Annotated in this window: 16 protein-coding genes; 5 read left to right on the top strand and 11 right to left on the bottom strand. The window is 70.9% G+C overall.

The window, feature by feature from the left end; translation table 11 throughout:
* Positions 1-28: 28 nt before the first annotated feature.
* Positions 29-5,371, bottom strand: coding sequence for a pullulanase-type alpha-1,6-glucosidase (gene pulA, locus ACFV0Q_RS10320; RefSeq protein WP_385003474.1), 5,343 nt, complete (start codon positions 5,369-5,371; stop codon positions 29-31).
* Positions 5,372-5,408: 37 nt separating this feature from the next.
* Positions 5,409-7,100 carry a carbohydrate-binding module family 20 domain-containing protein gene (locus tag ACFV0Q_RS10325; RefSeq protein ID WP_385003477.1) on the bottom strand — a complete coding sequence of 564 codons (1,692 nt, stop codon included), beginning with the start codon at positions 7,098-7,100 and terminating at the stop codon, positions 5,409-5,411.
* A gap of 286 nt (positions 7,101-7,386) precedes the next feature.
* Here ACFV0Q_RS10325 and ACFV0Q_RS10330 point away from each other — a divergent pair, with 286 nt between their 5' ends.
* Entirely contained in the window at positions 7,387-8,337 is a 951-nt protein-coding gene (locus tag ACFV0Q_RS10330; RefSeq protein WP_385003480.1) for a hypothetical protein, read from the top strand.
* A gap of 10 nt (positions 8,338-8,347) precedes the next feature.
* Here ACFV0Q_RS10330 and ACFV0Q_RS10335 read toward each other — a convergent pair whose 3' ends face one another.
* From ACFV0Q_RS10335 to ACFV0Q_RS10345, 3 genes are read right to left on the bottom strand one after another with little or no spacing between them, the layout of a single operon-like run.
* Complete coding sequence (locus ACFV0Q_RS10335) at positions 8,348-8,830, bottom strand: DUF2867 domain-containing protein (protein ID WP_385003483.1); 483 nt, start codon at positions 8,828-8,830, stop codon at positions 8,348-8,350.
* Between the two features lie 59 nt (positions 8,831-8,889).
* The gene (locus tag ACFV0Q_RS10340) at positions 8,890-9,417 is read right to left on the bottom strand and encodes an NUDIX domain-containing protein (protein WP_385003486.1); all 528 of its coding nucleotides are present in this window, start codon (positions 9,415-9,417) and stop codon (positions 8,890-8,892) included.
* A 1-nt stretch (position 9,418) separates the two neighbouring features.
* Positions 9,419-9,541, bottom strand: a complete 123-nt coding sequence (locus ACFV0Q_RS10345) for a hypothetical protein (RefSeq protein WP_385003540.1) — start codon at positions 9,539-9,541, stop codon at positions 9,419-9,421.
* 139 nt (positions 9,542-9,680) lie between these two features.
* On the opposite strand from ACFV0Q_RS10345, the gene cutA reads away from it, so the two are divergent.
* Complete coding sequence (cutA, locus tag ACFV0Q_RS10350) at positions 9,681-10,007, top strand: divalent-cation tolerance protein CutA (RefSeq protein WP_385003489.1); 327 nt, start codon at positions 9,681-9,683, stop codon at positions 10,005-10,007.
* Positions 10,008-10,030: 23 nt separating this feature from the next.
* On the opposite strand, the gene ACFV0Q_RS10355 is transcribed toward cutA, so the two are convergent.
* Positions 10,031-11,275: a helix-turn-helix domain-containing protein gene (locus ACFV0Q_RS10355; RefSeq protein WP_385003492.1), complete on the bottom strand. Its 1,245-nt coding sequence runs from the start codon at positions 11,273-11,275 to the stop codon at positions 10,031-10,033.
* A gap of 129 nt (positions 11,276-11,404) precedes the next feature.
* Here ACFV0Q_RS10355 and ACFV0Q_RS10360 point away from each other — a divergent pair, with 129 nt between their 5' ends.
* Both ACFV0Q_RS10360 and ACFV0Q_RS10365 read left to right on the top strand, forming a co-directional pair.
* Positions 11,405-11,587, top strand: a complete 183-nt coding sequence (locus ACFV0Q_RS10360; RefSeq protein ID WP_385003495.1) for a hypothetical protein — start codon at positions 11,405-11,407, stop codon at positions 11,585-11,587.
* Positions 11,580-11,837 (top strand): hypothetical protein, encoded by a 258-nt coding sequence (locus tag ACFV0Q_RS10365; RefSeq protein WP_385003497.1) that lies wholly within the window; start codon positions 11,580-11,582, stop codon positions 11,835-11,837. The genes ACFV0Q_RS10360 and ACFV0Q_RS10365 overlap by 8 nt, the downstream gene beginning before the upstream one ends.
* Positions 11,838-12,398: 561 nt before the next feature.
* Here ACFV0Q_RS10365 and ACFV0Q_RS10370 read toward each other — a convergent pair.
* The 5 genes from ACFV0Q_RS10370 to ACFV0Q_RS10390 all read right to left on the bottom strand — a co-directional run bounded on the left by ACFV0Q_RS10370 (position 12,399) and on the right by ACFV0Q_RS10390 (position 18,265).
* Positions 12,399-13,409 carry a LacI family DNA-binding transcriptional regulator gene (locus tag ACFV0Q_RS10370; protein WP_385003500.1) on the bottom strand — a complete coding sequence of 337 codons (1,011 nt, stop codon included), beginning with the start codon at positions 13,407-13,409 and terminating at the stop codon, positions 12,399-12,401.
* Positions 13,397-14,998: a glycoside hydrolase family 13 protein gene (locus tag ACFV0Q_RS10375; protein WP_385003502.1), complete on the bottom strand. Its 1,602-nt coding sequence runs from the start codon at positions 14,996-14,998 to the stop codon at positions 13,397-13,399. Before ACFV0Q_RS10375 ends, ACFV0Q_RS10370 begins: the two co-directional genes overlap by 13 nt.
* A 68-nt stretch (positions 14,999-15,066) precedes the next feature.
* Positions 15,067-15,951 (bottom strand): sugar ABC transporter permease, encoded by an 885-nt coding sequence (locus ACFV0Q_RS10380; RefSeq protein ID WP_385003538.1) that lies wholly within the window; start codon positions 15,949-15,951, stop codon positions 15,067-15,069.
* A 2-nt stretch (positions 15,952-15,953) separates the two neighbouring features.
* Positions 15,954-16,982, bottom strand: a complete 1,029-nt coding sequence (locus ACFV0Q_RS10385; RefSeq protein ID WP_385003504.1) for a carbohydrate ABC transporter permease — start codon at positions 16,980-16,982, stop codon at positions 15,954-15,956.
* A gap of 8 nt (positions 16,983-16,990) precedes the next feature.
* Positions 16,991-18,265: an extracellular solute-binding protein gene (locus ACFV0Q_RS10390; protein WP_385003506.1), complete on the bottom strand. Its 1,275-nt coding sequence runs from the start codon at positions 18,263-18,265 to the stop codon at positions 16,991-16,993.
* Positions 18,266-18,487: 222 nt separating this feature from the next.
* Here ACFV0Q_RS10390 and ACFV0Q_RS10395 point away from each other — a divergent pair, with 222 nt between their 5' ends.
* Positions 18,488-20,110 carry a glycoside hydrolase family 13 protein gene (locus tag ACFV0Q_RS10395; RefSeq protein ID WP_385003508.1) on the top strand — a complete coding sequence of 541 codons (1,623 nt, stop codon included), beginning with the start codon at positions 18,488-18,490 and terminating at the stop codon, positions 20,108-20,110.
* The last annotated feature ends 16 nt before the right edge of the window (positions 20,111-20,126 follow it).

Raw genomic sequence — 20,126 nt, forward strand, 5'->3', positions numbered from 1 at the left:
GCACCGCCCCTCCCCGTCCGGCGGGCGGTCAGGACCGCTTGAAGACGGCGACCGTGCGCGCCGGGGCGGTGAACGTGCCCGACCCCGCCTCGTACCCGGCCCGCTTGACCAGCGGGTCCGAGCCGCCCGCCTGGACCGGGTGCAGCGCGTACCCGGTGCCCGCGAGGGCGGCGATGCGCTGGGTCTGCTCGCCCGGGGTGGCGTTGAAGACCACGACGAGGTCGCCGAGGGTCATGGTGAGGACGCCCGGGGTCTCGCCCTCGCCCGACAGCGGGAACGCGAGCCGCTCCTGGACGGCCTGCGCCGTGGTGAGGGCGAACGCGGGTTCCGTCGTACGGATCCTCAGCAGGTCGCGGTAGGCGGCCGAGGCGGCGCCGATCTCGGCGCAGCCGGGGACGGCGGCCTCCTTCAGCAGGGGCGCGGCGTACGGCCACTTGGCGCGGTTGTCGGCGGCGGGCGGCAGGCCCCGGCCGAAGCCGTTGCCGCCGCGGCAGTCCCAGTGGATCGCGTTGAACCAGTCGCCGCTGTCGAAGGAGTTGCGGTCCAGGGACTTCGAACGCAGCAGGTCGGTGCCGGCCTGGGAGAGTGCCGGGCCCTGGGAGAGGGCGGCCGTGGCCAGGGCGAGGACCTGCGCCCGGCCCCGTTCGGCGGGGGTGGTGGTGGCGGGCATTTTGTAGGCGAGGGCGTCGTAGAGGGTCTCGTTGTCGTGGGCGTCCACGTAGGCGAGGGCGTCGCCGGGGGCGGCGGCGTAGCCGGCGGGGGCGCCGTTGTAGTCCACGTCGGAGCCCTTGACGCGGCGGCCGCCGGAGTCCGTGAAGACGTACGCGGCCAGGTTCCCGGAGAGCCCGACCTTGATCAGGTCCTGGTCGTGGAGGAGCCGGGCGCGCTGCTCGTCCGGGGTGCCGTTCGCCGGGGAGCCGTTGGGGGCGGTGAACAGGCCGGACGCGAAGCCCTGGACGCGCGGGTCCTCGTCGAAGGGGCCGCCGCCGCGCACGGCGTCGCGGGCGCGGTCCGAGAAGGTGGCGATGCCGGTGCCGGCCATGTTCTTCTGGGTGGCCTGGACGAAGCGGGCGTCGTCGGCGACCTCCCCGAAGTTCCAGCCCTCCCCGTAGAGGACGATCTTCTTCCCGTCGACCCCGTCCTTCTGCGGGGTGAGGGCGTCGAGGGCCTTGCGGACGGCCAGGATGTTGGCCTTCGGGTGGTGGCCCATCAGGTCGAAGCGGAAGCCGTCGACCTTGTACTGCCTGGCCCAGGTGACGACCGAGTCCACGACGAGGCGGCCCATCATGGCGTTCTCGGGTGCGGTGTTGGAGCAGCAGGTGGAGCTGGCGACGCTGCCGTCGGCGAGGAGGCGCTGGTAGTAGCCGGGCACGACGCGGTCGAGGACGGAGGTGTCCGCCTGGCCGGCGGCCGCGGTGTGGTTGTAGACGACGTCCATGACGGTGCGCAGTCCGGCCCCGTTCAGACCCTGGACCATCCTGCGGAACTCGACCGTGCGGGCGGTGCCGTCCGGGTCGCTCGCGTACGAGCCCTCGGGAACCGTGTAGTGCAGCGGGTCGTACCCCCAGTTGTACGCGTCCTTCGCGGCGGCGGCGCTCACGCAGGCCTGCTGGGCCTCGGAGTCGGGGGCGTACACCTTGAGGTCGCAGGCGGGCGGGGTACGGTCCTTCGCCCGCTCCGGGACGGTGGCGAAGTCGAAGACGGGCAGGAGGTGGACGTACGAGGTGCCGGAGGCGGCCAGCTCACGCAGGTGCCGCATGCCGGCCGAGGCGGTGTCGGTGAAGGCCAGGTACTGGCCGGGGTGTCCGCTCGTGGGGTCCTCGGCGGAGAAGTCGCGCAGGTGCAGCTCCTGGATCTGCGCGGACGCGAAGGGCACGGGCGCGGGCTTGCGCAGGTCGCGCCAGCCGGGCGGGGCGAGCTTCGGGTCGGCCAGGTCCACGGCCAGGCTGCGGGTCGAGTCGGCGGTCAGGGCGGTGGAGTAGGGGTCGGTCACGAGGTTGCGGACGAGTCGTCGGGTGCTCGGCGCCCAGACGGTGACGGCGTAGCGGTACGGCTTGCCGGTCCAGGAGCGTTCGCCGCGCACCGACCAGACGCCGGTGGCGTCGTCGCGGCGCATGGCGACGGTCCGGCCGTCGAGTTCGAGGGAGACCTGCTGGGCGGTGGGGGCCCAGACGGAGAGGGTGGGGCGGCCGTCCTCGAAGACGGGGCCGAGGGGCGTGTCCGTCGCGTACAGGTCGTCGAGTACGCCGGCGAGCTGGACGCCGGTGGCGGCGAGGACGGCCCCGTTGGCGGCGCGGGCGCTCGCGACGAGCTGGCCGCGCAGGGCCTCGCGGACCCGGTCGCGGTCGCGGGGGTCGACGGTGAAGGCCGTGTACGCGGCCAGGTGCGGGAACCTCTGCCGCTGGGCGGGGGTGAGCGCGGTCCGGGTGAGCCGCAGCCACTGTGCGCCGGCCTCGTGCAGGACGCCGTTCTCCGCGGTGACGCGGCCCTCGCGGGAGGCGAGGAGCTGGGTGGAGGCGGCGGCCGCGGGGGCGTTCCAGGCGAGGGTGTCGCGGTCGATCCAGACGGCTTCGGCCTTGGTGAGGTCGACGGCGGCGGCGGATCCGGCGGGCTGCGGCAGGAGGTACTTCTCCTTGCCGCCCAGCATCCACACCTCGTGGCCGGTGGCCTTGAGGTCCAGGGACTGGTCGGTGGGGAGGTCCTTCTCGTCCCCCTTGTGGAGGATGTAACTGAGGCTGGTGGCCCCGGCGGCGAGCGGGACCTCGTACACCGCGCCGTAGGAGTCGGTGCGGGTGGGGAGCAGCGGCTTGGACCAGTCGGTGGGGGTGGCGGCGCCGGTCCACACGTGCAGGCCCCAGCCGTCGTGGGCGCCGTCGGGGCGCTGGTAGTGGAGGACGGCCTTGGCCTGGTCCTGCGGCGGGTAGCCGGGGCGTTCGGTGCGGGCGGGCTCCTTGCCCTGCTCCAGCCAGATCTCGCCGGTCCTGGTCACGTCGAGGGTGCGGTCGGCGGAGACGTCCTTGGTGCCGTCCTTGTCGATGACGAGGTAGCTGACGGAGGACGCCCCGGGCTTGAGGCGGACGTACGCGAAGGCTCCGTACGCGTCACGGCCGGTGAAGGGGTGCCCCTCGGGCCACGGCGTGGCCTCCCCCTCCGCGAGGTCGCCCCAGGCGTAGAGGCGCCAGTTCGCGTAGTCGCCGTCGGGGCGGTTGTAGTGGACGACGGCGTAGTCGCGCTGGGTGGCGGTGGGGGTCTCCTTCGGCGGGGCCTGGCCCGCGGTGGACGCGGCGAGGGCGCTCGCGGTGTGCCCGGCGGAGTCGACGGCGACGGCCTTGTAGCGCAGGGGCGTCCCGGCGGGGGCCGTGACGTCCTGCGTGACCTTGTACGGGGCGTGGTCGGCGGAACCGAGCACCTGCCAGGGGCCGTTCCCGGCCTGGGCGGCGAAGACGACCCGGTTCAGGGAGCCCCCGGCGACCTCGGCGGAGAGCTCCACGGTGCCGGCGGCGCCGGGCGCCGGGGCCTGGAGGGTGAGGGCGGGCGCGGCGGCGGGCCGGGCGAGGGGGGACTCGGCGCGCAGGACGACGGAGCCGAGGGCGGGGACGGTCAGGGTGAGCTTGCCCGCGGCGGAAGCACGCTGGTCGCCGGTGCCGCCGTAGAGGGTGCGGTAGACGGCGCCGGCGGGGGCGTCGAGCTGCACGGTCCTGGCCTCGGTGGCGTTGTTCGCGGCGACAAGGTACTCGGTACGGGTCTTCGGGTCGGTCCGCGCGAAGGCGTAGACGGGGCCGTCGGCGAGGCGCTCGCTCTGGATGCCGTCGCGCAGCGCCGGGTGCTCCCTGGTCAGCTTCGAGAGAGCACTGATCTGCTGGTAGAGCGGGTGTCCCGGATCGTAGGCGTCGCTCGCGTGGGTGCGGGCGGTGCCGAGCTGGTCGTCGTCCAGGTAGTCGGCGACGCGGGAGGCGAACAGGGGCTGGCGGGCGTCCTTGTCGCCGCCGGAGCCGGTGAAGCCCTGCTCGTCGCCGGAGTAGATCACCGGGTTGCCGCGGGAGAGGAACATCAGCTCGTTGGCGAGGCGGTAGCGGTCCAGCAGCTCCTGCTCCCCGGCGCCCGGCCGGTCCTGCTTCAGGAAGGTGCCGAAGCGGCCCATGTCGTGGTTGCCGAGGAAGGTCACCTGCTCGTAGGCGTTGGCCTTGTCGGTGGTGTACCGGTAGTCCGCGGCCAGTACGGAGCCCAGCCGGCCGGCCTGCGCACCCTGGGAGGCGTAGGCGCGGACGGCGTCCTGGAAGGGGAAGTCGAGGGTGGCGTCGAGGCGGCCCCGGGTCACGTAGGGGGAGGTGACGGCGGTGTCGGCGGAGTAGACCTCGCCGAACATGAAGAAGTCCTTCCGGCCGCGCTGGGCGGCGTATTTCTCCAGGGCTGTGGCCCACTGCGTCCAGAAGGGGGTGTCGACGTGCTTGACGGTGTCGATGCGGAAACCGTCGACGGCGAAGTCCTTCACCCACTTCTCGTAGATCTTCTCCATCCCCTCGACGACCTCGGGACGCTCGGTCCACAGGTCGTCGAGCCCGGAGAAGTCGCCCTGCTCGGCCGATTCCCCGGCGAAGGTGGAGTCACCGCGGTTGTGGTACATCGCGGGGTCGTTGAGCCAGCCGGGCACCTTGAGGTTCTTCTTCGCGTCGGGCACGAAGGGGGTGCGGGGGAAGGTGCCGGGGCCGGTTTTCGGGAAGCCCTTGGTCCCGTAATCCTCATCATCGAAGGGCACGCCGTCCTTCGTCAGGTACGGGAAGGCGCCCTTGGACAGGTAGTCGTGGGAGCCCTCCCGGTAGTCGACGACGTCGGCGGTGTGGTTGGTGATGACGTCGAAGAAGACCTTCATCCCCTTCCCGTGTGCCTTGTCGATGAGCCGCGCCAGATCGGCGTTGGTGCCGAAGTGCGGGTCGACCCGGGTGAAGTCGGTGATCCAGTACCCGTGATAACCGGCGGACTCCTCTTTCCCGGTCCCCTGCACCGGCTGGTTCTTGAAGATCGGCGCCAGCCAGATGGCGGTCGTCCCGAGCCCCTTGATGTAGTCGAGCCGGTCGGTCAGCCCCTTGAGGTCCCCGCCCTGGTAGAAGCCCTTGTCGGTCGGGTCCAGCCCGGTCTGCGAACGGCTCCCGGTCAGGCCGCCCCGGTCGTTGCGCGGGTCGCCGTTCGCGAAGCGGTCCGGGAGCACGAAGTAGAACTGCTCACGGGTCAGGTCGTGCCGGGCGGGCTCGGCGGCCAGCTTCGCGTCCGGGGGCGGGGCGGGGGTCTTCGCGGCCGCGGCCGAAGCCGGGAGGGCGGGCAGGAGCGTCACGGCCAGCGCGGCGGCGAGCACTCCTGCGACGGGGCGTATCACGGAGGATCTCCTCGGGTACGGGGGTGGGTGCTGCGGGTCAGCTGCGCCAGGTGTCGGTCAGCGTGACCTTGCCGTTCGCCGGGACGGTGGCGGCGCGGTTGGCGCCGCTCTCCCAGGTGACGTTCCCGGCGGCGTCCTTGCGGACGTACTTGTAGGCGAAGGCCGTCCCGGCGGGGAACCCGACGTCGAGCTTCCAGACGGGGTACGCGGCCGGGTCGAGCTTGAGGGCGGCGCCGGTGTTCCAGCCGCCGAGCTCGGGGCGGTCGCCGGTGACGTAGACGTCCTGGCCGGGGGCGGTGGTGGCGTTGACCGCGAACGAGGCCCCGGTGGCGGTGGCGGCCCCGCAGGTACGGGCGTTCACGTGCAGGGCGAGGGCGGTCCCGGCGCCGAGGGTGGCGGTGAACCGGCCGCCGGAGTCGACGGTCACGGCGCGGCCGCTCTGCACGTCGCAGTAGGCGCCGGCGGGCAGGGAGGTCTGGAAGGTCCGGGTCAGGGCGGTGGCGTCGTGATTGATGGCGACGTAAGCCTTGGCCCCCCGCCCGAAGGCGATCCGGTCTCCCCCGTCGTCCCACCAGTCGGTGACGGCCTGCCCGCGGGCGGCGTTGCGGAAGGCGACCATGGAGGAGATCTCCCGCCAGGCGTGCTGGCACTTCCAGCCGTCGGCGTAACAGGAGTTCACCGTGCCCCCGTTGGGCGGCCCGGCGTCCCGGTCCGTCCACTCGTACCCGGAGTGCACGTCGGGCGATCCGTACGGCCAGGCCAGCATGAAGACGCCGGCGAGGGTGTAGGCGGAACCGTCCTTGTAGGTGAGTGTGTCGCCGCCGCGCTCGGTGTCGTGGTTGTCGACGAAGACGCCCGCCTGCCCGCTCGGCATGTAACCCCAGGCCTCGCCGAAGTTCTTCAGGTAGGCGAGGTTCTCGCTGGTGAACACCCGCTTGAGGTCCCGGGCGTACCGGAACTCCTGCACGTCCCCGTTCCCGAGGTACTCGCTGGGCGCGACGGCCTCGCCGGCGCCGAAGATGGCCTCTTGCTTCCAGTAGACGCCGGGGTTCGTGAGCCGGGACTTGATGTTGGCGAGGTCGGCGGCGGGCATGTGCTTGGCGGCGTCGATCCGGAAGCCGTCGACGCCCAGCGAGAGCAGGTCGTTGAGATACCCGGCGATGCGGCCGCGCACGTAGTCCTCGCCGGTGTCCAGATCGGCGAGCTGCACGAGCTCACAGTTCTGGACGTTGGCGCGGTCGCGGTAGTCAGAAATGGTTGCGCGGCAGTCGTCCATGTCGGCACCGGAATAGAGGCCCGGGTACCCGTACTTCGTGTACGAAGACCCGCCGGTCCCCACCCCGTCACCGGCGGCCATGTGGTTGATGACGGAGTCGGCGACGACCTTCACCCCGGCGGCGTGGCAGGTGTCGACCATGGCCTTGAACGCGGCCCGGTCCCCGAGCCGCCCGGCGATCTTGTAGCTGACGGGCTGGTAGGAGGTCCACCACTGGGACCCCTGGATGTGCTCCTGCAGCGGCGACACCTGCACGTACCCGTACCCGGCGGGCCCGAGACTGCTGGTACAGGCGGCGGCGACGGAGTCGAACCGCCACTCGAAGAGCACGGCGGTCACGTCCTTGCCCCCGGGCGCGGCGGCCTGCGCGGACGGGGCCGGAACGCCGAGGGCGGCAGCGGCGAGCAGGGTCGCGGCGAGCGCGGCTCTACGGCTTCTTGCTGTTCGGGGCATGGGGGGCCTCCTGGCGGAGAGGTGGGGATTGCCGCTGACCGTAGGGGCCGCCAGGGCGTGTTGCAAGAGCTTGCGCAAGAGATTGCAGAATTGTTTCCGAGGCCGGCTCCGCCCACACCTGCACCACCAAGAGGCCCACGCTGCCCTCGGCGGCCACTCCCGCTGCCCCGCCGCGTACACGCGTGCTCTTGAAGCCCCGCTCCTCGGCCGTCTAACGTCGCGTGAACCGCGCTCCGGTGAGCCGCCGGGGCACGAGGCACACCACCTATACGAGGGGACGTCTGCCGTGCGCGTTCGCAAGGAGCCGGAGAAGGACGAGGACGCCCGGCACCCGATCCGGCCGGCCGGGGACAGCGCACGCGAGCACCCCTTCACCGCAGGCCCCGGCGCGATGACGCCTGCCCAGGCGATGGCCCTCCAGCGCACCGTGGGCAACGCGGCGGTGAGCCGGATGGTCGGGGAAACCGGCGGGTCGGGGCCGAAGGTCCCCTGGGCCGCACCGTCGACGCGCTCGAAGCGGACCCAGGACGACGTCGGCATCGAGCGGGGCGAGAGCCCGCCACAGCAACAGCAGCGCGTCGACAAGGACCAGCAGGCGACCCGGTCCACGCGCAGCGGCCGGGCCGGGACCTCGGTGAAGGGCAAGGAGAAGGCGGCGGAGGAGCCCGAAGAGATCGGCAATCCCACCCTCCACTTCACCTCCCGCTACGTCGGCGCCCATCAGCAGTCGCTCGACGGGAGCCAGGAGATCGGCTTCGAACAGCAGGCAACGCTGCGGCGGGCGGACGGGATGACGACGCGCGCGGATGACGCGTACGACTTCTGGCAGGAGGTCACGGACGAGAACCGTCAGATCTCGCCGGCAGCGGCGAACTACCAGCCCAAGAAGTCCAAGCGCGCGTGGGTCGTGGACGGCCCCTTCCGTCCGCCCTACAACACCGACGACGGAACCATCGTCAACGAGCCCGGCCGCATCTCCTTCGACGACAGCCCCGGATTCTCCCGCGAGATGAAGATGACCAAGGACTACTGGCTCGTCTCCTACCAGGTCACTTTCCGCTGGAAGGTCCGCCGCAAGCTGGGCGGCCGGTTCACCAAGAAGGAACCGTTCTGGACGAGTGACGAAATGACCCACCGGGTGGAGTCGGTGTTCGACCCCAAGAACCCGGAGGCGTCGGCCCCGATCACCGCCAACGCGGCGGGCAACCGCACGTGGAACGTCGACCTGCCCAACTGAGACGGACTCGTCAGCGCCGGGGGACCTGTGCAAGAAGGGAGGCGACGACAAGATGATGAAAGGGCTCGATGACCCTGAAATAGACGCGCCCGATGGGCCGGTTGAACCGAACCACGGTGGTGCACACACCCTCCAGCCCCGAACCGTCGGCCCTGGGCCGCACGGCGAACGAGGCACGAAAATTCAGGTGCTTGTCATCGTCCCCGCACAGGATCTCGTCCTCCCGGACCTCCAGAACCCGAAAGGGCCCCTTCCTCACTCCCGGCTCGATGCGCGTGTCATCGTCCTTCCCCCGCTCCTGCACCCGCAGGCCGAAGGGAGCCACGACCGCATCCCGCACGGCCATCAGCCGGCCCATCCACGACGGACGCCCCGACATCAGCAGCCGGACGAAGCCCTCGGCGTTCGTCCCCGCCGGCAGGTCGACGGCCACCGCATCCACATGGCCGTAGGCCCCGAGACTCGCACCCGCCGCCTTCACGACAGGTGCCACATTCCTTCGAACTCCCTTGCCCATGCGGCCATTACCTCACACCGCGCCGGAGGGCGGGTTCACCAACCGTCCAGCGATACCTCCGAGTTGCCGCCGAGGTAGTGATGCAGTGCGCTGGCGGTCGTCTCGACGAAGGTGTCAGGGATGGCGTCGGCGTCGACCCAGCGGACCTGGGAGTGCTTGCGAGGCTCGCGGTTTTCGGGTTCGCCGGTCCATTCGTGGGTGGCGAAGACGACGGTGAGGAAGCCGTTGGGGGCTTCGACGCCCCAGGCGCCGCGGATGATGTGGGCGACCTTGAGGGCCTCGGGCTTCACGGTGAGGCCGGTCTCCTCGTAGAGCTCGCGGACCGCGGTCTCGGTGATGGGCTCGCCCCGTTCGCTCTTGCCGACGGGGAGGTCCCACATGCCCTGGGCGAACTTGGCGTTCTCGCTGCGCTGGAGGAGGACCACGCGGTTGGTGGCCTTGTCGTGGACGATGACGGCCGCGACCAACAGGGTCATCGATTCGAGCGCCGGCTTGAGGACTGGGAAGCGGTCGTCGGTCTGCTGAGCCACGGGTTTCCCTTCGTCGGGCGGGTTGTTGGGCATGTTAGGCGAGGGCCTCGCGGGCGCGGCGGGCGAGATCGGCGGCGCCAAAAACGCGGCGGCGCTGGTAGACCGCGAGGGTGGAGCGGATCGAGGGCCTGACCACACCAGACAGCGGCCAGATCACCGGCGGCTCGCCTTGGGCCGCACGGTGAACGAGGCGCGGAAGTTCAGGTGCTTGTCGTCGTCACCGACCTCAAGGTCCCGAGAGAGCACGGCGGCGGATGGGTAGTGTCGGGGTAGACCGACACCAGAGGAGGGGCGCCATGGCGACCGACATCGTGATCGCGCAGACGACCATCGACGATGAGCACAAGGCGAGAGAATTGGCGCGAGGCGCGGTCGAGGCCCGGCTGGCTGCTTGCGCACACATCGACGCGCCCTTCACCGCCGTCTATCGGTGGAAGGGGACCATCGAGACGGCTACCGAGTGGCGCATCTCCTACAAGACGACACGAGACCGACTGCCTGCTCTGGGCGCCTGGGTCACGCAGGCGCACGACTACGAGGTCCCGGAATGGATTGTCATTCCCGTGGACGGCGGCTCAGATTCCTATCTGTCGTGGGTCGTCGAAGAAACCGCGCCCGAGTAGATCTCGTTCTGATGGGTTCCAGATCAGGCGGCGCACGCCTGGAGGTGCGCTGCCAGTTCGCGCTCGCGGTGGGGAAGCTGGCGGGCGATACCGAGTGCACGTGCACGGCCCATCGTGTTCGGGCGGGTATCAGCCGCCGCGGCAAACTGACGGGCGACATACACGCCCTGATCGACGTCACCCCCCATAAGGAGAGCGGCGGCCAGGTCCCCAAGGATGACAACGCCCGCTTCAGACAGTTCATCCCCCAGGCGCCGAGAGGCAGCATCGGCTGCCTCGGCGAGTTCCAAATGAGCAAGCTGTCCGTAAACCGAGAGCACAAGTGCGTCCATGCGAGCGGGAGTCATGAACTGCACCCAAGCCTGTTCAGCCGTGGGGTCAGCGTAGTCGTACGCGGTGCGGGCACGGTCGAGCGCGCGTAAGGCGGCAGTAACGTCACCCGTGGCGGCCGACTCTTCCGCATGGCGGCCGTGGATCCAAGCAGCGGCAGTGGCAAGGCCGGGGCCGCGAACGTCTTCGGCGGCCCGAGCCAGCAGTTCAAGCCTGCGGACCGGACTCACCGCTCCATAACTCGCGTAAGTCAGGGCGAGAGCGCGCAGCGGAGGATGGCCTGCGACATCGGCACAGTCGGCGGTGACCTGATAATACGAACGGGCCGCCGGGTAGTCGCCCAGATCCCAGGCGATCCATCCGGCGAGCGCCGCTGTCTCGCCAGCCGCGACGGCGAGATCCCGTTCGCTGTCACGAGCGTGAGGAAGCACCGCAGTGATCGCATCAAGATGCGCCACGACATGCCCTTGAAGTTGCCGGGCCGTCAGGTGGTTTTCGCTGACGTGGAGGGCGCTGGCCCGGTTCACCAGGGCGCCGACAGCATGGGCGTCAACACGGCTGCCCCTGCCGAGGGCATGGGCCAGACGGCCCCACGGCTCACTGGCGACAGCAGCACCGATAACTGCGCTCCCGATCAACTTGCGCCGTTCCACGTCGCCCACCCCCTCTTCTTCGCATCCTGCCGCGTTTCCGCGCCGTGCGCGCGCGGCGGCAGCCACCCGCTGAAGCTGCTCTGGCGGTAAACCGCAGGCCACCGCAATGTGGGCAATGGTGTGGGCAGTCGGAATGTTCTCGCCGTTCTCGTAACGGCTGATTTCACGGCGCGTCAGGGTGTCCCGGCCGGACACCGTGTTGATCGCGGCTGCTTGCTGCTCCTGGGTACGTCCGGCCTCCATCCGAAGCCGGAGCAGCATCTGACCGAATGGGTCTGCGGGCATGAGTGTGGCCCCTCTCGGTCGGCGTGGCTCCATGATGGCCGTCGCTTCCCCCGCAGGTTCCCCCTTGACAGGTTTTTCCCCCGAAGGTTTCCCCTGGGAAGAGAACTTGCAGAGCGGTGTCATGGCTCCATGACCAACAATCGACGGGACGTCGAGACGCTCCCAACGGTGGCCCTCAACCCCCACGAAGCCTTGGACCGCCTCTCGCCAGGCCAGGAGGCCGGGTTGGGCCTCAGCCAGGAACTAATCGACCGTGCTCGCATCGGCTGGGAGCGATTCGTCGCCTCCATCGAGGAGGCGTCCGATGACTGAGCGCTACGAGTACGTGCCGCATCGGCTCCTGGGCCGCCGGGTCCGCGATATCGCCTCCGGCGTCGAGGGCGAGCTGATGGCCGTGACCAACGAGAACGTTTCGGACAGCGGGGCCGAGCGGTGGATGCGGCTGGCCTACGTACGCGACGCGTCCGGTCTCGAATTCACGACCGCGGTCGGCAACATCGTGCCCGCCGGATACCTCGACATCCTGGAAGGGTGCCTGAACCGACGGCGGCCAGGGGAATGACCGGGCCCTAGACAGCCCGCAGACGCCAAACGACGAGAAGCACGCGGCGGCCTGACGCGTCCGGGCGCGCCACCGGATGCCCTCGTCGTCGTTTCGTGCGGTCAGGCCCCACCCGGCCCGGAATTCGATGGATGTCCGCCCGGGGCTGTACCCGGCTCGGTGTGAAGGGGCCGGGCATCCCTGAGCCGGACAGGACCTGTCCTCTGACCCGTGCCGTTCTTTTGGGGGTTTCCCGGCAGTCTTCGGCTTTTCGTGGCGGGGTGGTCTGTCAAGGGTGGCCGAAGGCCATCGCGAAGCGACGCGACCGAAGGGAGCGCCCTTGACAGGCCGGCACGACACGGAAGGACGATGAGACTGACGGGAAACCCCCATACCTTCTCTGATCCGGCCCGGCTTGACCCCGCACCTCGCGAAGCCCGGGCGGCTCGCCGACTCCGCTGGGGCGAAGGCCCAGCCACCCGCCCGCCCGCACCCGGGGAGGCGGGTGGGCAGGCGCCACCGAGCCCTGGGGGTCGAGGGGGAGATAGCGGGCCCGCGCCGGGCCCCCGCCCCCGCCCCCCCCTACGGCGCCTGTCCCGTCGAGCCCCTGACCACCAGTTCCGGTTGGAAGACGTACTCCGTGCGTTGGACCGGGGTGCCCGCCACCGCTTCGAGGAGGGCGCCCACCGCTGCCGTGGCCATGGCGCGGACCGGCTGGCGGACCGTGGTCAGGGGCGGGTCGGTGAAGGCCACGAGCGGGGAGTCGTCGAAGCCGACCACCGAGACGTCCTCCGGCACCCGCAGCCCCCGTTCGCGGGCCGCGCGGATGACGCCCAGTGCCATCATGTCGCTCGCGCAGACCACCCCCGTGCAGCCCCGCTCCAGCAGGGCGCCGCCCGCCGCGTGGCCGCCCTCCACCGTGAACAGCGTGCGTTGGACCAGCCCTTCGGCCTCCGCCCCCGGCCGGGCCGCGAGGAAGCCCTGTTCCTTGCGCGCCGACGGCACGTACCGCGTCGGCCCGATCGCCAGGCCGATCCGGCGGTGGCCCAGCTCCTCCAGGTGCCGGACGGCCATGTCGGCGGCCGCCCTGTCGTCCGGCGAGACGAAGGGGGCGCTGATGGCCTCGTTGAACCCGTTGATCAGGACGAACGGCACCCCCCGCGCCGCCAGCCGCTGGTAGCGCGCCGGGTCGGCCGAGGCGTCCGCGTGCAGCCCCGACAGGAAGACGATCCCCGTGACCCCCCGCTCCTCCAGCTGCTCGACCAGTTCGTCCTCGGTGGCCCCGCCCGGGGTCTGCGTGCACAGCACCGGCGTGTAGCCGTGTCCGGCCAGCGCCTGCTCTATGACCTGCGCGAACGCCGGGAAGATGGGGTTCGTGAGCTCCGGTATCAGCAGCCCGACCAGCCCGTTGCTGCGCCGCTTGAGCCGCACGGGCCGCTCGTAGCCCAGCAGGTCCATGGCGGCCAGCACCTTGTGCCGGGTCCCGGCCGCCACACCCGATTTGCCGTTCAGCACGCGGCTGACCGTCGCCTCGCTGACCTGGGCCTGCGCGGCGATGTCCGTCAGCCGGAGCGGGGAGGTCACCCCTGCCACCACACCGCCGTGTCGGCCGGGAGCAGGTCCGGGTCCGCGAGGTCCCCGCTGGCCAGCAGTACCGTCCCCGGCGCGGGCAGCCGTACGGGCTCGCCCGTCGTGTTGACCGTGCAGACGAAGCCGCCCCGGCGGAAGGCCAGCACCCCGGCGGGGGTGGGCAGCCACTCCACCGCGTCGCCCGCGCCCAGCTCGGCCCGCTCGCGCCGGATCCGCAGCGCGGCCCGGTACAGCTCCAGCGTGGAGCCGGGGTCGCCGGTCTGCGCGGCCACGCTCAGGCCCGCCCAGTCCGCCGGCTGCGGCAGCCAGCTGCCGCCGTCGCCGAAGCCGTACGGGGCCTCGGTCCCCGCCCACGGGATCGGTACGCGGCAGCCGTCGCGCAGTCCCTCCTGGCCGGTGGCGCGGTGGAAGGCCGGGTCCTGGCGCACCTCGTCCGGCAGGTCGGTCACCTCCGGCAGGCCGAGTTCCTCGCCCTGGTACACGTACGCGGACCCGGGCAGCGCCAGCATCAGCAGCGCCGCGGCCCGCGCCCGGGCCAGCCCCTGCTCCCCGCCCCCGTACCGGGTCACGTGGCGCACCACGTCGTGGTTGGACAGCACCCACGTCGTCGCCGCGCCCACGGGACGCATCGCGTCGAGGGAGTCGTCGATGGCGGCGCGCAGCGCTTCCGCGTCCCAGCCGGTGTTCAGGTAGTGGAAGTTGAAGGCCTGGTGCAGCTCGTCGGGCCGCAGGTACAGGGCCGTGCGCTCCGCGCTCGGGGTCCACGCCTCGGCGACGCCTATGCGGTCTCCGGCGTACTCGTCGAGGACGGTCCGCCAGGAGCGGTAGATCTCGTGGACGCCGTCCTGGTCGAAGAAGGGCAGGACCTGGTTGCCGAGGAGCTTGAGCTGTTCGCTGCGGCCGAGGTCGGGCAGGCCGGGGGCCTTGACGAGGCCGTGGGCGACGTCGATGCGGAAGCCGTCCACGCCCAGGTCCAGCCAGAAGCGCAGGACGGAGCGGAACTCGTCCTGGACGGCGGGGTGGTCCCAGTTGAAGTCGGGCTGCTCGGGGGCGAAGAGGTGCAGGTACCACTCGCCGTCCGCGACGCGGGTCCAGGAGGGGCCGCCGAAGAGGGATTCCCAGTCGTTCGGGGGTTCTTCGCCGTTGGCACCCCGGCCGGGCCGGAAGTGGAAGCGTTCGCGCAGCGGGCTTCCGGGGCCTTCGCGGAGCGCCTGCTTGAACCATTCGTGCTGGTCGGAGCAGTGGTTGGGGACGAGGTCGACGATGATGCGCAGATCCAGCGCGTGGGCCTCGCGGATCACGGCGTCGGCGTCGTGCAGGGTGCCGAACATGGGGTCGATGGCCCGGTAGTCGGCGACGTCGTAGCCGGCGTCGGCCTGCGGGGAGGCGTAGAAGGGGCTCAGCCAGACGGCGTCGACGCCGAGCTCCTTGAGGTAGGGCAGTCGGCTGCGGATGCCTTCGAGGTCCCCCATGCCGTCCCCGTTGGAGTCGGCGAAGCTGCGCGGATAGACCTGGTAGATCACCGCTTCTCTCCACCAGCCGGGCAGGGTGCCGGTGGAGGTGGAGAGCGTTTCGGCGAGGTGCTGGGTCATGTCGTCCTTGAAGAGATCGGGCCGGGTGATGAGATCGGGCCGGTGATACGGGAAGCGGGCGCGGGTGGTCAGCCCTTGGTCGCGCCCGCCGTCATCCCGGCGACGAGGTGGCGCTGGGCGAAGAGGAAGAAGACCGCCGCCGGGATGGCGATGAGCACGGAAGCCGCGCTCATGGCACCCCAGTTGGAGGTGTACTGCGTGACGAAGGTCTGGAGTCCGCCGGCCAGGGTGAGGTTCTCCTCGCCGACCATGAAGGCGGAGGCGTACGCGACCTCGCCCCACGCGGTGATGAAGGCGTAGAAGCCGGTGACGGCGAGGCCGGGCTTGGCGAGCGGGAGGATGAGGCGCCAGAAGGTGCCGAAGGGGTTGAGTCCGTCGACGCGGCCGGATTCGTCGATCTCGACCGGGATGGTGTCGAAGAAGCCCTTCATCATCCACGCGCAGAACGGCACGGCGATGGTGAGGTACGTGATGATCAGGCCGAGGGGCTGGTTGAGCAGTCCGAGGTCGCCCATCAGGTTGTAGAGCGGGACGATGAGGATGGCCATCGGGAACATCTGCGTGATGAGCAGGGTCCACATGAGCGGCTTCATGCCCGGGAACTTGAAGCGGCTGACGGCGTATCCGGTGGTGGCGGCGATGAACACGCCGAGGACGGTGGTGACGCCGGCGACCAGGACGGAGTTCGCGAACCAGCTCAGGAAGTGGCTGTCCTCCAGCAGGTAGCGGTAGTTCCCGAGGGTGGGTTCCTTCACGAAGTCCGTGGTGATGGCGTACTTCGCGGGCTTGAGCGAGGTCAGCAGGATCCACAGCACCGGGAAGACGGCGATGACGGCGGCGACGAGGAGCGTGGCGTGCAGTCCGACGGAGGCGAGCGGGGAACGGCTGCCCCGCTCACGCACCGGGTTCGGGGCCTGGGCCGGAGTCGAGACCGGGGCCGGGTTCGTGGTCACGGTCACCACACCTCTCCCTGCTTGCGCAGCGAGCGCCGGTAGACCAGCGCGAAGATCATGAGCAGGGCGAGGATCAGGACGCCCCAGGTCGCGGAGCCGGCGAAGTCGCGCGGGCTCGCGATGAAGGCCTCGCGGAAGGCCTGGGTCACCAGGATCTCGGTGGAGTCGCCCGGCCCGCCCCGCGTCAGCAGGAAGATCACCGGGAACATGTTGAAGGTCCAGATGGTGGAGAGCAGGACGACCGTCATGCTCACCGCGCGCAGCCCGGGCAGCGTGATGTGCCGGAACCGCTGCCACGGTCCGGCGCCGTCCATCTCGGCGGCCTCGTACAGCTCTCCGGGGATCGACTGCAGTCCGCCGAGCAGGGCGACCATCATGAAGGGGACGCCGAGCCAGACGTTGACGGCGATGACGGAGAACTTGGCCCAGGTGGGGTCGTCGAGCCACGGGACGGCGGAGATGCCGCCGCCGTCGAGGACCTTGTTGAGGATGCCGTTGTCGCGGTTGAAGAGGAACCGCCAGGCGAAGACGGAGACGAAGCCGGGGACGGCCCAGGGCAGGATGAGCGCCATCCGGTAGGCGGCGCGGCCCCGGAACTGCCGGTTGAGCATGGTGGCCAGGCCGAGGCCGAGGGCGAAGGTGATCGACACGCAGGCGACGGTCCACATCACCGTCCACACCAGCCGCTGCCAGAAGACCGGGTCGCCGAGCACGGCGGTGTAGTTGTCGAGCCCGACGAACTCGTACGTCGCCTCGATGTGGCGGACGCCGATGGTGCGGGCGACGTTGCGCTCGTTGGCGTCGGTCAGCGACAGGTAGACGCCCCGGACGAGCGGCCAGCCGATGATCACGCCGAGGACGAGCACGACCGGGGCGACCATGGCCCAGGCGTACCAGTGCGTGGCGAGGGCCCGGGTGAGGCCGCGCTTCGCGCGGGGGTTTGCGCCGGCAGTCGTGCGGCTGGGGCCGCGGGCGACGAGGTCGTCGTCTCCCGCGGCCTTCGCCACCGACCGGCTGGTGTCAGCAGCCATCGTCCGTACTACTTCCAGCCCTTGAGGATCTTGCGGAACTCGACGCCGGCCGCCTTGGCCGCGTCCTCGGGGCTCGACGCCCCGGTGACGGCCTTGGTGTACTCGACCTTCAGCGGCTCGAAGAGGGAGCCGTTCTCCGGGATCCAGGCCCGCTCGACGGCCTTGTCCACGGCCGGCTTGAAGAACTGGACCATCTCGCTGGCCTTGACGTCGGGCTGCTCGTAGGCGGCCGTGCGCGTCGGCAGCAGGCTGAGGTCCTTGGCGGACTGCACCTGCACCTCCTGCGAGGTCATGTACTCGACGAAGGCGTGCGCGGCGGCGGTGTTCTTGGAGCCCGCGTACACGGCGAGGTCGTGGCCGCCCTGCGGGGCGCCGGCCTTGGCGGAGCCGGCCGGGACCGGGGCGACGCCGAGGTTGGCCTTGTCCTTGAACTGGTCGCCCGCGTAGCTGTCGGCCACGGCCCAGGGGCCGTTGATCATCATCGCGGCCTCCCCGGACTTGAAGGCGGTCTGCATGTTGGTCCAGCCGTCGGTGGCGTTGGTGACGGCCGCGCCGGAGGTGACCAGGTCGCGGGCGGCCTTGAAGGCCTTGACGCCCGCGGCGTTGTCGACGGTGACCGTCTTGGTCTTGGCATCGACCAGGTCGCCGCCCTCGCCGTAGATGAAGGGGAGGAACCAGTAGGAGTCGTCGCCGCGCAGGTAGAGGCCGGTCTTGCCGGTCTTCGCCTTGATGGCGGCGGCGGCCGTCTTCAGCTCCTCCAGGGTCTTGGGGGGCTGGACTCCGGCGTCGGCGAGCATCTTCTTGTTGTAGAAGAGGCCGAGGGTGTCGATGACCTGCGGGACGGCGTAGGTCTTGCCCTCGTACTTGCCGCTGGCCGCGGCCTGCGCGAGGAATTCGGCGTCGACCTTCTTCGCGGTCTCGGCCGGGACCTCGTCGAGGTAGCCGAGCGAGGCGAAGTCGGCGACCCAGCCGACGTCGGCGCGGATCACGTCGGGGGCCTCGGAGCCGCTGCTGAAGGCGTTCTTGACCTTGTTCTGCGCGTCGCCGTACGGGACGTTGACGTACTTGACGGTCACCTTCGGGTGCTTCGCCGTGAAGGCTTCGGCGATCTTCTGGAAGCTCGCCTTCTCGGCGTCGTTGGAGGTGTCCCACCAGGTGACGGTGCCGGAGAGTTCCCCGCCGGCCTTGGTCTCCTGGCCGTCGTCCTTGGTGTCACCGCCGCAAGCCGTCGCCGCGAGCGCCAGGGCCGCGACCAGCGCGGTGGCCGCTATGCCACGCCGCATATGAACTCCTTCGATGATCCCGGCCGCGCCCTCGCGGTCCCGAGTTGCCAGGAACGTAACAAGCCTGAAAGCCGACCGAAAGACCTTGCGGCAATTTTCTGCAAGACGAGCTGATCGTTACATCCGTGTGTCCCTACGGTTGCCGCAGCTTGCTGTTAGTTCGAGTCGGCTTCGATTGCACAGGCCCGCAACCAGGGGGCGTGTACTCGCGTTGACCCCGATATGACGCACGAGTTGACGGCCCTCCCGCTTGCAAGCTCTTCCAGCGACACCACCCCGGACGGCGGCTGGTGGCGCGATGCCGTCATCTATCAGGTGTACGTGCGCTCCTTCGCGGACAGCGACGGCGACGGCGTCGGGGACCTCCGCGGGGTGCGCCGGCGGCTGCCGCACCTGGCCCGGCTGGGCGTCGACGCCGTGTGGCTGACCCCCTTCTACGTCTCCCCGCAGGCGGACGGCGGCTACGACGTCGCCGACTACCGGGCCGTCGACCCCCTCTTCGGGGACCTCGCCGACGCCGACGACCTCGTACGGGCCGCGCACGAGCTCGGCCTGCGGGTCATCGTCGACGTGGTCCCGAACCACACCTCCGAGCGCCACCCCTGGTTCCGCGAGGCCCTCGCCGGCGTACCGGGCGCCCGCGCGCGCTACCTCTTCCGCCCCGGCCGGGGCGCGGACGGCTCGCTGCCGCCCAACGACTGGGAGTCCGTCTTCGGGGGCCCGGCCTGGACCCGGGTCCCGGACGGCGCCTGGTACCTGCACCTCTTCGCGCCCGAGCAGCCCGACCTCGACTGGGACCACCCCGAGGTACCCGAGGAGTTCGCGTCCGTGCTGCGCTTCTGGCTGGACCTGGGCGTGGACGGCTTCCGCGTCGACGTCGCCCACGGCATGGTCAAGGCCCCCGGCCTGCCCGACATCGGCCGCGGCGCCCAGGCCACCCTGATCGGCACCGAGCCGCTCCCCTTCTTCGACCAGGACGGCGTCCACGCCATCCACCGCTCCTGGCGCCGCCTCCTCGACTCCTACGAGGGCCCGCGCATCGGGGTCGCCGAGGCCTGGGCGCCCACCTCGGAGCGGCTCGCCCTGTACGTCCGCCCCGACGAACTCCACCAGGCCTTCAACTTCCGGTTCCTGAACTGCCCGTGGGACCCGGCCGCGATGCGCACCGTCATCGACGAGTCCCTCGCCGCGACCGCCTCGGTCGGCGCCCCCACCACCTGGGTGCTGTCCAACCACGACGTGGTCCGGCACGTGACCCGGTACGGGGGCGGGGAGCAGGGGCTGGCCCGGGCGCGGGCCGCCGCGCTGCTGATGCTGGCGCTGCCCGGGTCCGCGTACGTGTACCAGGGCGAGGAACTCGGCCTGCCGGAGGTGACCGACCTGCCGGACGAGGTGCGCCAGGACCCGGCCTTCCACCGCACCACCGGCCAGGACGGGCTCCGCGACGGCTGCCGGATCCCGCTGCCCTGGGCCGGCCCGCGCCCGCCGTACGGCTTCGGCCCCGGCGGCAGCTGGCTCCCGCAGCCGGCGGACTGGGCGGGCCTGAGCGTGGCCGCGCAGACCGGCGACCCGCACTCCACCCTGGAGCTGTACCGGGCCGCGCTGGAGCTGCGCCGCGCCCTGCCCGGCCTCGGCTCCCCGGACGCGGGCCCCCTGACCTGGCTCCCCTCCCCCGAGGGCACGCTCCTGTTCACCCGCCCCGGCTTCGCCTGCACCCTCAACACCCGCCCCGCCGCCCTGGAACTCCCCGCCCCCGGCCGCCCGGTCCTGTCCAGCTCCCCCGTCGAAACGGACGGCCGCACGGTCCGGCTGCCCGCGGATTCCTGCACGTGGTGGTCCTTGTGAGCCGGGGACCGGTACA

The organism is Streptomyces sp. NPDC059564 (assembly GCF_042735575.1).
In the GTDB taxonomy this organism is placed as follows: domain Bacteria; phylum Actinomycetota; class Actinomycetes; order Streptomycetales; family Streptomycetaceae; genus Streptomyces.

Excerpts from the sequence above, each read along its gene's own strand:
- ACFV0Q_RS10325 (WP_385003477.1), bottom strand. The coding sequence starts at position 7,100 with ATGCCCCGAACAGCAAGAAGCCGTAGAGCCGCGCTCGCCGCGACCCTG.
- ACFV0Q_RS10340 (WP_385003486.1), bottom strand. The coding sequence starts at position 9,417 with ATGCCCAACAACCCGCCCGACGAAGGGAAACCCGTGGCTCAGCAGACC.
- cutA (WP_385003489.1), top strand. The coding sequence starts at position 9,681 with ATGGCGACCGACATCGTGATCGCGCAGACGACCATCGACGATGAGCAC.
- ACFV0Q_RS10355 (WP_385003492.1), bottom strand. The coding sequence starts at position 11,275 with ATGCCCGCAGACCCATTCGGTCAGATGCTGCTCCGGCTTCGGATGGAG.
- ACFV0Q_RS10360 (WP_385003495.1), top strand. The coding sequence starts at position 11,405 with ATGACCAACAATCGACGGGACGTCGAGACGCTCCCAACGGTGGCCCTC.
- ACFV0Q_RS10365 (WP_385003497.1), top strand. The coding sequence starts at position 11,580 with ATGACTGAGCGCTACGAGTACGTGCCGCATCGGCTCCTGGGCCGCCGG.
- ACFV0Q_RS10375 (WP_385003502.1), bottom strand. The coding sequence starts at position 14,998 with ATGACCCAGCACCTCGCCGAAACGCTCTCCACCTCCACCGGCACCCTG.
- ACFV0Q_RS10385 (WP_385003504.1), bottom strand. The coding sequence starts at position 16,982 with ATGGCTGCTGACACCAGCCGGTCGGTGGCGAAGGCCGCGGGAGACGAC.
- ACFV0Q_RS10390 (WP_385003506.1), bottom strand. The coding sequence starts at position 18,265 with ATGCGGCGTGGCATAGCGGCCACCGCGCTGGTCGCGGCCCTGGCGCTC.
- ACFV0Q_RS10395 (WP_385003508.1), top strand. The coding sequence starts at position 18,488 with ATGACGCACGAGTTGACGGCCCTCCCGCTTGCAAGCTCTTCCAGCGAC.